The organism is Actinopolymorpha rutila (genome assembly GCF_013407855.1).
Taxonomy (GTDB): domain Bacteria; phylum Actinomycetota; class Actinomycetes; order Propionibacteriales; family Actinopolymorphaceae; genus Actinopolymorpha; species Actinopolymorpha rutila.
In genome coordinates, this window is the sequence record NZ_JACBZH010000001.1 from 2,161,725 (window position 1) to 2,174,020 (window position 12,296).

The 12,296-nt window shown below is 72.2% G+C and carries 13 protein-coding genes; 11 read left to right on the top strand and 2 right to left on the bottom strand.

The features are described from left to right. Positions 1-83 precede the first annotated feature (83 nt). The 11 genes from rsmD to F4554_RS09780 all read left to right on the top strand — a co-directional run bounded on the left by rsmD (position 84) and on the right by F4554_RS09780 (position 10,667). Positions 84-674 (top strand): 16S rRNA (guanine(966)-N(2))-methyltransferase RsmD, encoded by a 591-nt coding sequence (gene rsmD / locus F4554_RS09730; protein WP_179787078.1) that lies wholly within the window; start codon positions 84-86, stop codon positions 672-674. A gap of 103 nt (positions 675-777) precedes the next feature. Then, positions 778-1,263, top strand: coding sequence for a pantetheine-phosphate adenylyltransferase (gene coaD, locus F4554_RS09735; protein ID WP_179787079.1), 486 nt, complete (start codon positions 778-780; stop codon positions 1,261-1,263). 79 nt (positions 1,264-1,342) lie between these two features. After that, positions 1,343-1,990 (top strand): hypothetical protein, encoded by a 648-nt coding sequence (locus F4554_RS09740; protein WP_179787080.1) that lies wholly within the window; start codon positions 1,343-1,345, stop codon positions 1,988-1,990. Between the two features lie 240 nt (positions 1,991-2,230). Beyond that, a complete protein-coding gene (locus F4554_RS09745; RefSeq protein ID WP_337796296.1) occupies positions 2,231-2,788 on the top strand; it encodes a YceD family protein in 558 nt (185 codons plus the stop codon). Between the two features lie 4 nt (positions 2,789-2,792). Continuing rightward, entirely contained in the window at positions 2,793-2,984 is a 192-nt protein-coding gene (rpmF, locus tag F4554_RS09750) for a 50S ribosomal protein L32 (protein ID WP_179787082.1), read from the top strand. A gap of 16 nt (positions 2,985-3,000) precedes the next feature. Further along, on the top strand, positions 3,001-3,789 hold the full coding sequence (rnc, locus tag F4554_RS09755; protein WP_179787083.1) for a ribonuclease III: 789 nt from the start codon (positions 3,001-3,003) through the stop codon (positions 3,787-3,789). 15 nt (positions 3,790-3,804) lie between these two features. Beyond that, on the top strand, positions 3,805-4,662 hold the full coding sequence (gene mutM / locus F4554_RS09760; protein WP_179787084.1) for a bifunctional DNA-formamidopyrimidine glycosylase/DNA-(apurinic or apyrimidinic site) lyase: 858 nt from the start codon (positions 3,805-3,807) through the stop codon (positions 4,660-4,662). Between the two features lie 319 nt (positions 4,663-4,981). Further along, complete coding sequence (locus F4554_RS09765; RefSeq protein WP_179787085.1) at positions 4,982-5,179, top strand: hypothetical protein; 198 nt, start codon at positions 4,982-4,984, stop codon at positions 5,177-5,179. A 287-nt stretch (positions 5,180-5,466) separates the two neighbouring features. Next, complete coding sequence (gene smc / locus F4554_RS09770; RefSeq protein ID WP_179787086.1) at positions 5,467-9,027, top strand: chromosome segregation protein SMC; 3,561 nt, start codon at positions 5,467-5,469, stop codon at positions 9,025-9,027. Between the two features lie 78 nt (positions 9,028-9,105). Beyond that, positions 9,106-10,176, top strand: coding sequence for an ABC transporter substrate-binding protein (locus F4554_RS09775; RefSeq protein WP_179787087.1), 1,071 nt, complete (start codon positions 9,106-9,108; stop codon positions 10,174-10,176). 302 nt (positions 10,177-10,478) lie between these two features. Continuing rightward, positions 10,479-10,667, top strand: a complete 189-nt coding sequence (locus tag F4554_RS09780; protein WP_179787088.1) for a hypothetical protein — start codon at positions 10,479-10,481, stop codon at positions 10,665-10,667. 31 nt (positions 10,668-10,698) lie between these two features. On the opposite strand, the gene F4554_RS09785 is transcribed toward F4554_RS09780, so the two are convergent. Together F4554_RS09785 and F4554_RS09790 are read right to left on the bottom strand one after the other, a co-directional pair. Next, positions 10,699-11,631 (bottom strand): M56 family metallopeptidase, encoded by a 933-nt coding sequence (locus F4554_RS09785; protein WP_179787089.1) that lies wholly within the window; start codon positions 11,629-11,631, stop codon positions 10,699-10,701. Between the two features lie 2 nt (positions 11,632-11,633). Next, complete coding sequence (locus F4554_RS09790; RefSeq protein ID WP_179787090.1) at positions 11,634-12,032, bottom strand: BlaI/MecI/CopY family transcriptional regulator; 399 nt, start codon at positions 12,030-12,032, stop codon at positions 11,634-11,636. Positions 12,033-12,296 lie beyond the last annotated feature (264 nt).

Consider the following 12,296-nt stretch of genomic DNA (forward strand, 5'->3'; position numbering starts at 1 on the left):
GACCCGGCCTCACCGGACGGCCCGGCTCCCCGGGTGGCGGCCTGATCCCGGCGCCCCGCCCCGCGTGCGAGAGGATGGCGGCGATGAGCCGCATCGTCGCAGGAGAGGCCCGCGGGCGCCGGCTGAGCGTGCCCGACGGGAAGGACACCCGGCCGACCTCGGACCGCGTACGCGAGTCGCTGTTCGCCTCGCTCAGCTCCGAGCTGGGCTCACTGGAGGGCCTGCGGTTCCTCGACCTGTACGCCGGCAGCGGCGCCGTCGGGATCGAGGCGCTCTCGCGCGGTGCGTCCGCCGTCGTGCTGGTCGAGGTGGCCCGCCGGGCCGTCGGGGTGATCCGGGACAACCTCCGCACGGTGGGCCTGCCCGGCGGCAACCTGCTGGCCGGCCGGGTCGAGCGCGTCGTCGGCGGCCCGCCACCGCAGCCGGGCGGCTTCGACGTGGTCTACGTCGACCCGCCGTACTCCCTGCCCGACGCCTCCGTGGCCGCCGTCCTGCGCGGCCTCGCCGGCAACGGCTGGCTGGCCCCTGACGCGGTGGTCGTGGTCGAGCGGTCCGCGCGGTCGGCGGAGTTCCCGTGGCCTCCCGGCTTCACCGCCGACCGCATGCGGAAGTACGGCGACACGGCTCTTTGGTACGGTCACGCCGCGGGTGGGGAGGGCACCATCGAGGGGTAACACCCCTCACCGATGGTGACCGGCGCGCGGTCGACAGGACAGCGCAGCAGGGACTCGCAGCAGGGCAGTACGACAGGACCGCAACAGGGCAGGGGAGGCGCCAGTGCACCGCGCGGTGTGTCCGGGGTCGTTCGATCCGGTGACCAACGGTCACCTGGACATCATCGTGCGCGCGGCTCGGCTCTTCGACGACCTGGTGGTCGCGGTCGGTGCCAACCCGCGCAAGGCGGGGCTGTTCAGCGTGGACGAGCGGGTCGAGCTGATCCGTGAGGTCACCAAGGACCTCGCCGAGGTACGCGTCGCGACGTTCGACGGGCTGCTGGTCGACTTCTGCCGCGAGCACGGCATCCAGGCGATCGTGAAGGGGCTGCGGGCGGTCGGCGACTTCGACTACGAGCTGCAGATGGCGCAGATGAACCTTCGCCTCACCGGTGTCGAGACCGTCTTCGTACCGACCAGCCCCGAGTACTCTTTCCTGTCGTCGAGTCTGGTCAAGGAGGTCGCGACGTACGGTGGCGACGTCTCGGGTCTGGTGCCCGAGCACGTCCTGAGCCGGCTCACCGCACGGCTCGATGACACCCCGGCCTAACCGGCCCGGCCGGCCCGGGGACGACGTCGTGACAACCTCGGCCGACTCGGCAAGGGGCCGCATTCGGAAAGGACAGATCGTGGACGTGCAGCACAAGCTCGACGAGCTCCGCCGGATGGTGCAGAGCGCCCGGTCGGTGCCGCTGTCCGCGTCGTGCCTGGTCAACCGGACCGAGTTGCTCGCCGGGTTCGACGAGGCGCAGCGGATGTTGCCGCAGGAGTTCGAGACGGCTCGCAAGGTGGCCGCCGATCGGGACGCGGTCGTCGCCGGAGGGCGGGCCGAGGCCGACCGGCTGGTCGAGGAGGCCCGCCGCCAGCGCGCCGAGCTCGTCGAACGCACAGACATCCATCGCGAGGCCCGCACCGCCGCCGACGAGCTCACCTCCAAGGCTCAGGAGGAGGCCGACGGGCTGCGCCGTGAGGTCGACGACTACGTGGACGGCAAGCTGGCGGGCTTCGAGATCGCCCTGCAGAAGACGCTGACCTCGGTGTCCCGCGGCCGGGAGGAGCTGCGCAGCCGCGGCCCGAACGCCGGCCGGGGCGGCGGCCCGAAGTCGCCGGCGGAGGTCGACGAGTACGTCGAGACCAAGCTCGGGAAGTTCGAGGAGTCCCTGCGCAGGACCCTGGACTCGGTGACCCGCGGCAGGGAACGCCTGCGCGACCGCAGCAGCCTGGACGACACCTTCGCCGGCGGCGACCCGGACGGACCGCCCCTGCCCGGAGAGTGACCCGGCGGCTGACCCGCCGGTTTCGGGTGGTGGGTCCGCATGTGCCCGGGTTCGCCCGGGTCGGCGTCCGGTGTCCCGTACGCTCCACGAACGGACACGGGGAGCGAGCGACCGGGCCGCGTTGAGTGCACCGCAGCCCCTCGGGTACTCTCGATAGCCGGTCTCGATCGAGGCCGAATCCAGCCCTGCGACACAGAAAGCAAGGACGCCTTGAGCACCGTCGACCCTCAGGCGCCGCTCGTGTTCGACACTCGCGAGCTCGGCCGCCGCCCGGGGGCACAACGTAAGCTCCGGCGTTCGGTGCCCGCACCGGCTGGACTCGGCATCGACGTCCTCGGCGTTCCCGAAGGCACCGACATCGAGCTCGCTCTGCGGCTGGAGTCGGTGATGGAGGGGGTGCTCGCGTCAGGCACGGCGCGGGTGCTGCTGACCGGTGAGTGCGTGCGCTGCCTGGAGCCGCTCGAGCAACCGCTCGACGTCGACTTCCAGGAGTTGTACGCCTTCCCGGAGAGCGAGATCGAGGACGACGAGGCCAGTCGGCTCGAGGGCGACCTGCTCGACCTCGAGCCGGTGGTGCGTGACGCGGTTGTGCTCGCGTTGCCGTACCAACCGGTGTGCAGTGACGACTGCCCGGGGCTGTGTCCGCAGTGCGGCGCGCGCCTGGCAGACGACCCTGACCACCAGCACGAGGCGGCGATCGACCCTCGATGGGCGGCGTTGGCCACGATCGTGCCGGACGACCAGAACGACACGGACGAGGTCGCGGGTTCGCCCCGACGGCCCGATGTAAAGGAGTAGTGGCGTGGCCGTTCCCAAGCGGAGGGTTTCGCGGAGCAACACCCGCAGCCGGCGGGCGCAGTGGAAGGCGTCGGCCCCGCAGCTGGTCATCTGTGCCAACCCCGCGTGCCGGTCCTCGCACCTGCCGCACCGTGCGTGCCCGCAGTGTGGCCAGTACGGTCCTCGCGCCGGGCGCCGCCAGGTTCTCGACGTCTGAGTTTCGGTCTGAGTCAGTGGATCGCCTCGGGGGGACAGTGGCGTACGCCGAGCTGAACGCCAAGCTCGGGCTGGTGCTTGACGACGCGTTGCTCGAACGCGCGCTGACACACCGGTCGTACGCCTACGAAAACGGCGGCCTGCCGACCAACGAGCGCCTGGAGTTCCTGGGCGACGCGGTGCTCGGCCTGGTGATCACCGACGCGTTGTTCCGCACGCATCCCGACCTGTCCGAGGGGCAGCTCGCGAAGCTGCGGGCGGCGGTGGTCAACATGCGGGCGCTCGCCGACGTCGCCCGGCGACTGGACCTGGGCAAGTACCTCCGTCTCGGCCGCGGTGAGGAGACCACCGGCGGCCGGGACAAGTCGTCGATCCTCGGCGACGCGGTCGAGGCGGTCATCGGTGCGGTCTACCTCGCCGGCGGGTTCCCGCTGTCGCAGGAGTTCGTGCACCGGTTGTTCGACCCGCTGCTGGAGGCGTCGGCCCGGCTGGGCGCGGGTCTGGACTGGAAGACCAGCCTGCAGGAGCTCACGGCACGTGCCTCGCTGGGCGTGCCGGAGTACGTCGTGGAGGAGCGCGGCCCCGACCACGAGAAGGTGTTCACCGCCCACGTCGTTGTCGGTGGCACCGACCACGGCGTCGGCACCGGCCGCAGCAAGAAGGAAGCCGAGCAGCAGGCCGCCGAGGCGGCCTGGACGGCGATCCGCACCATGCTGGGCGAGAGCACCGACGGCTCGGCCGGCCAGCAGGTCGGTGGTTCCGCCGACCGGTCCACCGGCGGTGCCGCGGGTGCGGCCCCGGCCTGAGCGAGGGGACCGGGCATGCCGGAGTTGCCCGAGGTCGAGGTCGTCCGTGCGGGCATCGAGAAGCTGGTCGTCGGGCATGCAATCGCCACGGTCGTGGTCGGTCATCCCCGCCCGGTCCGCCGCCACCTGGCCGGCCCGCAGGACTTCGCCGACCAGTTGGCCGGGCACCGCGTCGTGGGAGCCCGGCGGCGCGGAAAGTATCTGTGGTTGCCGCTGGACAGCGGTGACGCCCTTCTCGCCCATCTGGGGATGAGCGGCCAGTTCGTCGTCGTACCCACCGAACACCCCGACGAACCCCATCTGCGGGTCCGGTTCACGTTCACCGACCAGCCGACCTGGGAGCTGCGGTTCGTCGACCAGCGGATGTTCGGTGGCCTGTCGATCAGTCCCGGCGGCGCCGAACTGCCGGCCGAGATCGCGCACATCGCCCGGGACCCGATCGATCCCGCGTTCGACGACGACGAGTTCGTGGCCGCGCTGCGCCGCCGTCGTACCGGTGTCAAGCGCGCCTTGCTCGACCAGCGGCTGATTTCCGGGGTGGGCAACATCTACGCCGACGAGGCGTTGTGGCGGGCCCGGCTGCACTACGCCCGGGCCACCGACACGTTGCGGCGGACCGAGGCGCGGACGCTGTTGACAGAGGTCCGCAACGTGATGAACGCCGCTCTGGCCGCCGGCGGAACGTCGTTCGACAGTCTGTACATCAACGTCAACGGCGAAAGTGGTTACTTCGCGCGTTCGCTTTCGGTGTACGGCAGGGAAGACGAGCCGTGTGAACGTTGCGGAAACGCCGTGCGGCGGGATCCCTTCATGAATCGGTCATCGTTCACCTGCCCGAGGTGTCAGCCTCGTCCGCGTCGCGGTCGATGGTGACTTCTACCACGTTGGCAAACGTTTTCGACGTACGTCGGACAACTACGCACGGCGAGCTGAACGGACGTTTTCCCTTGTGTACAAGGGATCTGAGTCGTTCCGAATATCGAGGTGTCGCTTCGTCCATCTCGCGTTCCGGTGGCGATATTGCCGGACAAGTGGGGAGTGCGATCACTTGACTACGGTGGGTCGTGGTGCGGTCACCTTGACGGCATGGCGCTGTGGTGAGACTCTAGAAACACCGCCGCACTCCCTGCCCCACATGAGTGCTGCGATGTAGCGACCAAAACCTCAGGTCACTCAGCGTGGAGGACCCCCTATGGCGAAAGCGCTCCTCGGCCACGTCGGTGGCCCCGACCCCCGTCTGGTCTCCGAGGTGCGACGTCTGCAAAAGCGAGTATCGGAGCTGGAGGCGCATGTGACGCGTCTTCAGGCAGAAAACGACTCCCTCTCCGCAGTGGTGCACGAAGACCAACTGCTCACCATCGACGCCCGGCACGAGCCCGCGTTGACCTGAGGGAGATCCGGTCTCACTGAGTGGACCAGCCTCGAAAGACCGAGATGGAACGGGACGCCTCATCTGAGGCGTCCCGTTTTGTTGTGCCCGGAACGTTTCGGAGGGCGTTTTCCCCGCCGCGTCGCGAGCGGCTCCGGCGCTCACCCCCGGTATCGTCGGGCACAGGTCCGCACCGGCCCGCGTAGGGTCGTGCCCCCGCACCCGGACCAGTGCCCAGACCACGCCCAGGCCGGCGCCCCGGACCATCGAGTCCCGGCCGGCCCCGGAAGCACCGAGGAGAGCGCGCGTTGTACCTCAAGAGCCTGACGCTCCGTGGGTTCAAGTCGTTCGCGTCCTCGACGACCCTGCACTTCGAGCCGGGCATCACCTGTGTGGTCGGCCCGAACGGCTCGGGCAAGAGCAACGTCGTCGACGCGATCGCCTGGGTGATGGGTGAGCAGGGGGTCAAGAGCCTGCGCGGCGGCAAGATGGAGGACGTCATCTTCGCCGGCACGTCCGGGCGGGCCCCGCTGGGCCGGGCCGAGGTGATCCTCACCATCGACAACAGCGACGGCGCCCTGCCGATCGACTACGCCGAGGTCACCATCAGCCGGATGATGTTCCGCAACGGTGGCTCGGAGTACAGCATCAACGGCCGTACGTCCCGGCTCCTCGACGTCCAGGAACTCCTCTCCGACTCCGGTATCGGCCGGGAGATGCACGTCATCGTCGGACAGGGCCGGCTCGACTCCATCCTGCACGCGACCCCGGAGGACCGGCGCGGCTTCGTGGAGGAGGCGGCGGGTGTCCTCAAGCACCGCAAGCGCAAGGAGAAGGCGCTCCGCAAGCTGGACTCCACCGAGGGAAACCTCACCCGCCTGCAGGACCTCCTGACCGAGATCCGGCGTGCGCTGCGGCCGCTGGGCAAGCAGGCCGAGGCCGCCCGCAAGGCGGCGGTGATCCAGGCCGACGCCCGCGACGCCCGGTTGCGGCTGCTCGCCGACGATCTCGTCCAGCTCACCACCACGCTGGCCCAGGAGGTGGCCGACGAGTCCGCCGTCCGCGAGCGCCGCGCCGTCGTGGAGCGCGAACTGAGTGTCGTCCAGGCGCAGGAGACCGAGCTGGAGGAGAGCCTGCGGGCCGACGCGCCGCGGGTGGCCCGGGCACAGGAGACGTGGTACCGCCTGTCCAGCCTCAAGGAGCGGCTGGGCGGCACCGCCGGACTGGCCGTCGAGCGCAGCCGCCATCTCGCCGAGGCGCGGGAGGAGGAACGCCCCGGCCGCGACCCCGACCAGCTGGACGAGGAGGCGCGCCGGGTGCGGGCCGAGGAGGAGGCGATCGCCGCCGAGACCGAGTCCCACCGCGAGGCGCTGGACCAGGCGGTCGGGCACCGGCAGGCCTCCGAGCGCGCGCTGGCGGAGGAGGAACGCCGGATCGCCGCGCTGTCCCGCGCCGCCGCCGACCGGCGCGAGGGGCTGGCCCGGCTCACCGGCCAGGTCAACTCCGTGCGCAGCCGGCTGGAGGCCCGCGAGGCCGAGGTGGAGCGCCTCACCGCCGCCCGGGCCGAGGCGAGCGACCGCGCGGAGCAGGCGCAGGAGGAGTTCGTCGCGGTGGAGAGCCAGGTGGCGAGCCTGGACGCCGGCGAACGCGGCCTGGACGCGCAGTACGAGTCCGCCCAGGGCGCCCTGGAGGCGCTCGAGGAACAGCTGGTGACGCTGCGCCAGGACCAGGAGGAGGCCGAACGCGAGCGCGCCGCGCTGGCCGCCCGCAAGGAGGCACTGGAGCTGGGGCTGGCCCGCAAGGACGGCGCCGCCGAGCTGCTCGCCGCCACCGAACGCGTGTCCGGCCAGCTCGGCTCGGTCGCCGCCCTGCTGTCGGTGGAGCCGGGCTACGAGGCGGCCGTCGCCGGCGCGCTGGGCCGGGCCGCCGACGCGGTGGCGGTGGAGTCGGTCGACTCGGCCGTGGCCGCGCTGCACCACCTGCGTACCGAGGACCTTGGCCGGGCGGGGCTGCTGGTCGGCGGTGCCGGCCCGGGCGCCGAGGGTGCTCCGTCGGACTGGCCCGCGCTGCCTCCGGGCGCCCGCTACGCCGTCGACGTGGCCAGCGCCCCGGCCGAGGTACTGCCCGCGCTGGTCCGGCTGCTGGCCAGGGTCGCCGTGGTCGACGACCTCGCCGCCGCCCGGGCGCTGGTCACCGACCAGCCGGACGTGATGGCCGTGACCCGCGAGGGCGACCTGCTGGGCGCACACACCGCGTACGGCGGTTCGGCCGCCCAGCCCAGCCTGCTGGAGGTCCAGGCCGCCGTCGACGACGCCGCCGAGCGGTTGCGCGAGGCGAGCACCCGGGCCGAACGCCTGCGCGCCGAACGCGCCGAGGCGGAGGAGCGCCGCAAGGCCGCCGCGGCCGGTGCGGAGCAGGCGCTCAACCGGCTGCACGAGTCCGACGCCGAGCTCGCCGCCGTCGCCGAACGCCTGGGCCAGCTGGGCTCGGCGGCACGGTCGGCGCAGGCGGAGGCCGAGCGCCTCGGCACCGCCATCGAGGAGGCCCGGCAGGCGGTCGTCCGCGACCAGAGCGGCCTGGGCGAGCTGCAGGAGCGGCTGTCCACCGCCGAGGACAGCCCCGACGAGGAGCCGTCCACCGACGAGCGCGACCGGCTCGCCGAGGTGTGCCGCGACGGCCGCCAGCGCGAGATGGAGGCCCGGCTCGGGCTGCGTACCGCCGAGGAACGCGGCCGGGCGATGTCCGGCCGGGCCGACTCCCTGGAGCGGGCGGCCCGCGAGGAGCGCGCGGCCCGCGAACGCGCCCGGGTACGCCGGGAACGCCGCGCCCGTGAGGCGGAGGTCGCCGCCGCCGTCCTTTCCGCCGTACGCCAGGTCCTCGCCCGCCTGGACGGCTCGCTGGCCGCGGCCGGGCGGGAGCGGCAGGAGGCCGAACAGGCCCGCACCGCCCGCGAGGCGCAGATCAACACCGTCCGGCAGAAGGTCCGCGCCCTGGCCGGTGAGCTGGACGAGCTGACCGACTCGGTGCACCGCGACGAGATGGCCCGGGCCGAGCAGCGGATGCGGATCGAGCAGCTGGAGACCCGCGCCGTGGAGGAGCTGGGCGTCGACCCGGAGACGCTCGCCCGCGAGTACGGCCCGGAGGTTCCCGTACCACCGTCCCAGCCCGCGCCGGGTGAGGAGGCGGAGGGCGAGCCGCGGCCCTACGACCGGGCCGAGCAGACCAAGCGGCTCAAGGCAGCCGAGCGTCAGCTGAACCTGCTGGGGAAGGTCAACCCGCTCGCCCTGGAGGAGTTCGCGGCGATGGAGGAGCGCCACACGTTCCTGTCCCGCCAGCTGGAGGATCTCCGCGCCACCCGCAAGGACCTGATGGAGATCGTCCGGGAGGTCGACGAGCGGGTCGAGCAGGTGTTCACCGCCGCCTACCGCGACGTGGAGAAGCAGTTCGAGCAGGTGTTCGACCGGCTCTTCCCGGGCGGTGACGGGCGGCTCGTCCTGACCAACCCCGACGACATGCTCACCACCGGCATCGAGGTCGAGGCCCGCCCGCCGGGCAAGAAGGTCAAGCGCCTCTCGCTGCTGTCCGGTGGCGAACGCTCGCTGGTCGCGGTGGCGTTCCTGGTCGCCTTGTTCAAGGCCCGGCCCAGCCCGTTCTACCTCCTCGACGAGGTGGAGGCGGCGCTGGACGACACCAACCTCGGCCGGCTGCTGGAGATCTACGAGGAGCTGCGGGAGAACAGCCAGCTGCTCGTCGTCACCCACCAGAAGCGCACGATGGAGGTCGCGGACGCGCTGTACGGCGTGTCGATGCGCGGCGACGGCGTGTCGGCGGTGATCAGCCAGCGGATCCGCGAGGCGGAGTCCGCCTAGGATCCGCTCGGGACATGCCGGGGCCCGCGGTGGGTAAGCGTCCGGAGGACGCCCCACCACCGAGAGAGGCGAACCGCGGTGTCCGTACGACGTGTGTGCGCTCTCGTGGTCTGCGTGCTCCTCGCCGCCGGACTGGTGGCCTGCTCCGGCGGAGGTTCGCCGGCCCAGAGCGCCTCGCCGTCCGCGAGCGCCTCGGCGTCCCCGAGCACTTCCATCTCCCCGAGCGCATCCGTGACCGCCTCGGCGAGCCCGGCTTCCGCGGCCGCGCGTGCCCGGGCTGCTCTGCCGAAACCGGTGACCGTCACCGACGTGAACGGTGCGGTGCGGCTGCGGGCGCCGGCCCGCCGGGTGGTGGCGCTGGACTGGACGTACGTCGAGGACCTGCTGGCCGTCGGGGTCCGGCCGGTCGGCGTGGCGGACAAGGCCGGCTACGCGGCCTGGGTCGGCGGCGGTCCCCGGCTGGACCGCACCACCGCCGAGGTCGGGCCGCGCCAGCAGCCTGATCCGACGGTGGTGCGCGCCCTGCGGCCCGACCTCATCCTCGTCGGCAAGGACGAGACCAACGCGCTTGTGGCGCAGATGCGCCGGATCGCGCCGGTGCTGGTGTTCGACCCGTACCGCCCCGACATGTCCGCCTGGACGGAGATGCGGACGACGTTCGCCGCGGTGGCCCGGGCGGTCGACCGTACCGACCTGGCCGCCTGGGTGCTGCGCGGGCTGGACGACGCGATCGCGCGGGATCGGTCGAAGCTGGCCGCCGCGGGTGCGGCGAACCTGCCGGTGGCGCTCGCCCAGGGCTACTCCCTGGAGGGCGTACCGACGATCCGGATGTTCGGGCGGACCTCGCTGGCCGGGGACCTGCTGGGCAGGCTCGGCCTGCAGAACGCCTGGCGGGGCGAACCGGACCAGTACGGCCTGTCCACCGTCGGCCCCGCGGACCTCGGGCAGGTGTCCGCGGCGGACTTCCTCTACCTGGCCGACCGCCAGAACGACATCTTCACCGGCGCCATGGCCGACGGGCCGGACTGGCAGGGGCTCGCGTTCGTTGCCGAGAAGAGGGTGCACCGGCTCGGCGAGAGGACGTGGTTCTTCGGCGGGCCACTGTCAACCCGAGCTTGCGCCGACGCGCTCGCACGCGCCCTGACCTGACGTTCCTGACGTTCCTGACCTGGCCAGGCTCGACCTGAGCTGACCTGACCTGACCGGCGGAACTCGTTCGAGGCTTTGGTTCCGTACGGCGACGAACGCGTGTGCCGACGGTGGTCTGATCCCGGATGCCGGGTTTCCCCTTCTCTGACAGGGATCCGGCGCCCGCACGAGTGGTGCAAGCCGGGCAGACGACCCGATTCGCCAAGCGGGCAAGGGATCTCGCGAGAATTCCGTCGTACCTCCAGCAGATTTCCGTCGGGCGGAAGCGTTTTCGTCGGACCGGCGGAGGGGACTCTCACAATGTGATTGCTCTCATCGGCTCGCTGCTGGCGATCACGACGCTCGCGCTGGTGGTCATGGCGCTCGTCGCGGTCTTTGCCCGCACCCCGAGCACACCCACGCCCGAAGAGGACACCAACGACTACCAGGACGGTCATCTGCTCCATCCGGACCGCCCCGGCCTGAACGGGCAGTACGAGGACGCGGCCTGACATACCGCGCCGGCCAGGACAGACCCTGACCTCAGGCCAGGTGTTCGACCAACCGCGCGAGCCACGGCACGGCCAGGGTGAGCGTGGGCACCACCACCAGCGCGGCCGCCGCGAGGTAGGTGGCGGTCGCGAGGGCCCGGTGGGGTTCGCCGGGCTGTGCCAGCCGGCGTACCCGGGCGAGGGTTCCGGTGCCACCGGCGGCCAGCCCGCCGGCCGGTGCGGCCGGGGTGGACGCCAGCGTCACCAGGGCGCGGGCGACCGGGGGAGCCCCGACCCGGCGCCGGGCGGCGTCGTCGGCGAGCATCTCCACCAGCAGGTGTGCGCGTTCGAACGCCGTGCGGCTGCGTACCCAGCGCGGGAACGCCTGCCGCAGCGCGGTGAACGCCTCGAGCACCAGGTCGTGGCGAGCTCGCAGATGCGCGCGTTCGTGCGCGAGGACAGCGTCCAGCTCCTCGGGGGCGAGCTGGTCCAGTGCGCCGGAGGACACCACGACGCGGGAGCACCGCATCCCCGGCAGGCAGTATGCGAACGGCCTGCTCTCGGCGAGCACCCGGATGCCGAGTTCCTCACCTTGCAGGCGGGCGGAGTCCGGCCGCGCGGGGTGCAGCCGCTCGCCGGGTGTTCCCACCAGGTCGACCACCATCCGGTGGCGGCGGCGCCGGGCACGGGTGTGGACCGCGACCAGCAGGCTCGCCCACGCCAGCCGGACCGCGACCACGACGGTGAGCAGGGTGACCGCGAGTTGGAGGGTGGTCTGCGCCGCTCCCTGGCCTGGCCGCAGCAGGACGTCGGTGCCCAGGCTCAGGCCGGCGCCGAGAGCGGCGAGTACGGCGGCCAGCGCCAGCGCCTGCCACAGCACCAGCGCGGCGCGGGGGACCAGTGAAGGCCACGTGGCGCGGCCGAGGAGTTCGGGCACCGGCCAGGTGAGAAGCAGCGCCAGCGCACCGAGGACGACCGGCGTCATGGTCAGCTCCGGGGAGTCCGTCGGCGGGGCCGGGCGGCGGTCGCGTCCACCTCGGCGAGGGCCTCGCGCAGGGCGGCCGCCTCCTCCGGGGACGCCTGGTCGACGAACCGGACGAGAGCGGCGGCCCGGGTCGCCCCGCTGGCCCCGTCGAGCGCCTCGCGCATCAGGTCGGCGACCAGCTGGTCCTGGCCCGCGGCCGCCTGGTAGCGATAGGCGCGGCCGTCGCGCACCCGGATTACGACACCCTTCTTCGCCAGCCGGTCCAGGACCGTCATCACCGTGGTGTAGGCCAGGTCACGTTCGACCGCGAGCGCCTCGTGGACCTCGCGCACTGTGACCGGCTCCGTAGCTGACCAGACGTGTTCCATGACCTCGCGTTCGAGGTTTCCCAACCGCGCCATGTCGCGATTCTACGACGCTGTGTCGTACTCGGTCGGTGTCGGTGGGTGCGGGGTGCTGTGGCTTCGATCACGCGGTAGGCGTTCGGCAGGCTGCCGAACCCGTCATCGGCCCGTCATCGGCCCGTCGTCGGTTTGGCCGCCGCCGGGCCGGTAGGTATCGTCCCGCCGGTGGTGACATCTGCCGCTGAGCCCGGAACCCCCTCGTCCGACCCGGTGAGGCCGTCCTTCGACGGTGACGCCCGGCACAATGGCGCGAGGGACGGT

Coding starts and splice junctions, on each gene's coding strand:
- F4554_RS09785 (WP_179787089.1), bottom strand. CDS start 11,631: ATGACGCCGGTCGTCCTCGGTGCGCTGGCGCTGCTTCTCACCTGGCCG.
- rsmD (WP_179787078.1), top strand. CDS start 84: ATGAGCCGCATCGTCGCAGGAGAGGCCCGCGGGCGCCGGCTGAGCGTG.
- F4554_RS09765 (WP_179787085.1), top strand. CDS start 4,982: ATGGCGAAAGCGCTCCTCGGCCACGTCGGTGGCCCCGACCCCCGTCTG.
- F4554_RS09790 (WP_179787090.1), bottom strand. CDS start 12,032: ATGGCGCGGTTGGGAAACCTCGAACGCGAGGTCATGGAACACGTCTGG.
- mutM (WP_179787084.1), top strand. CDS start 3,805: ATGCCGGAGTTGCCCGAGGTCGAGGTCGTCCGTGCGGGCATCGAGAAG.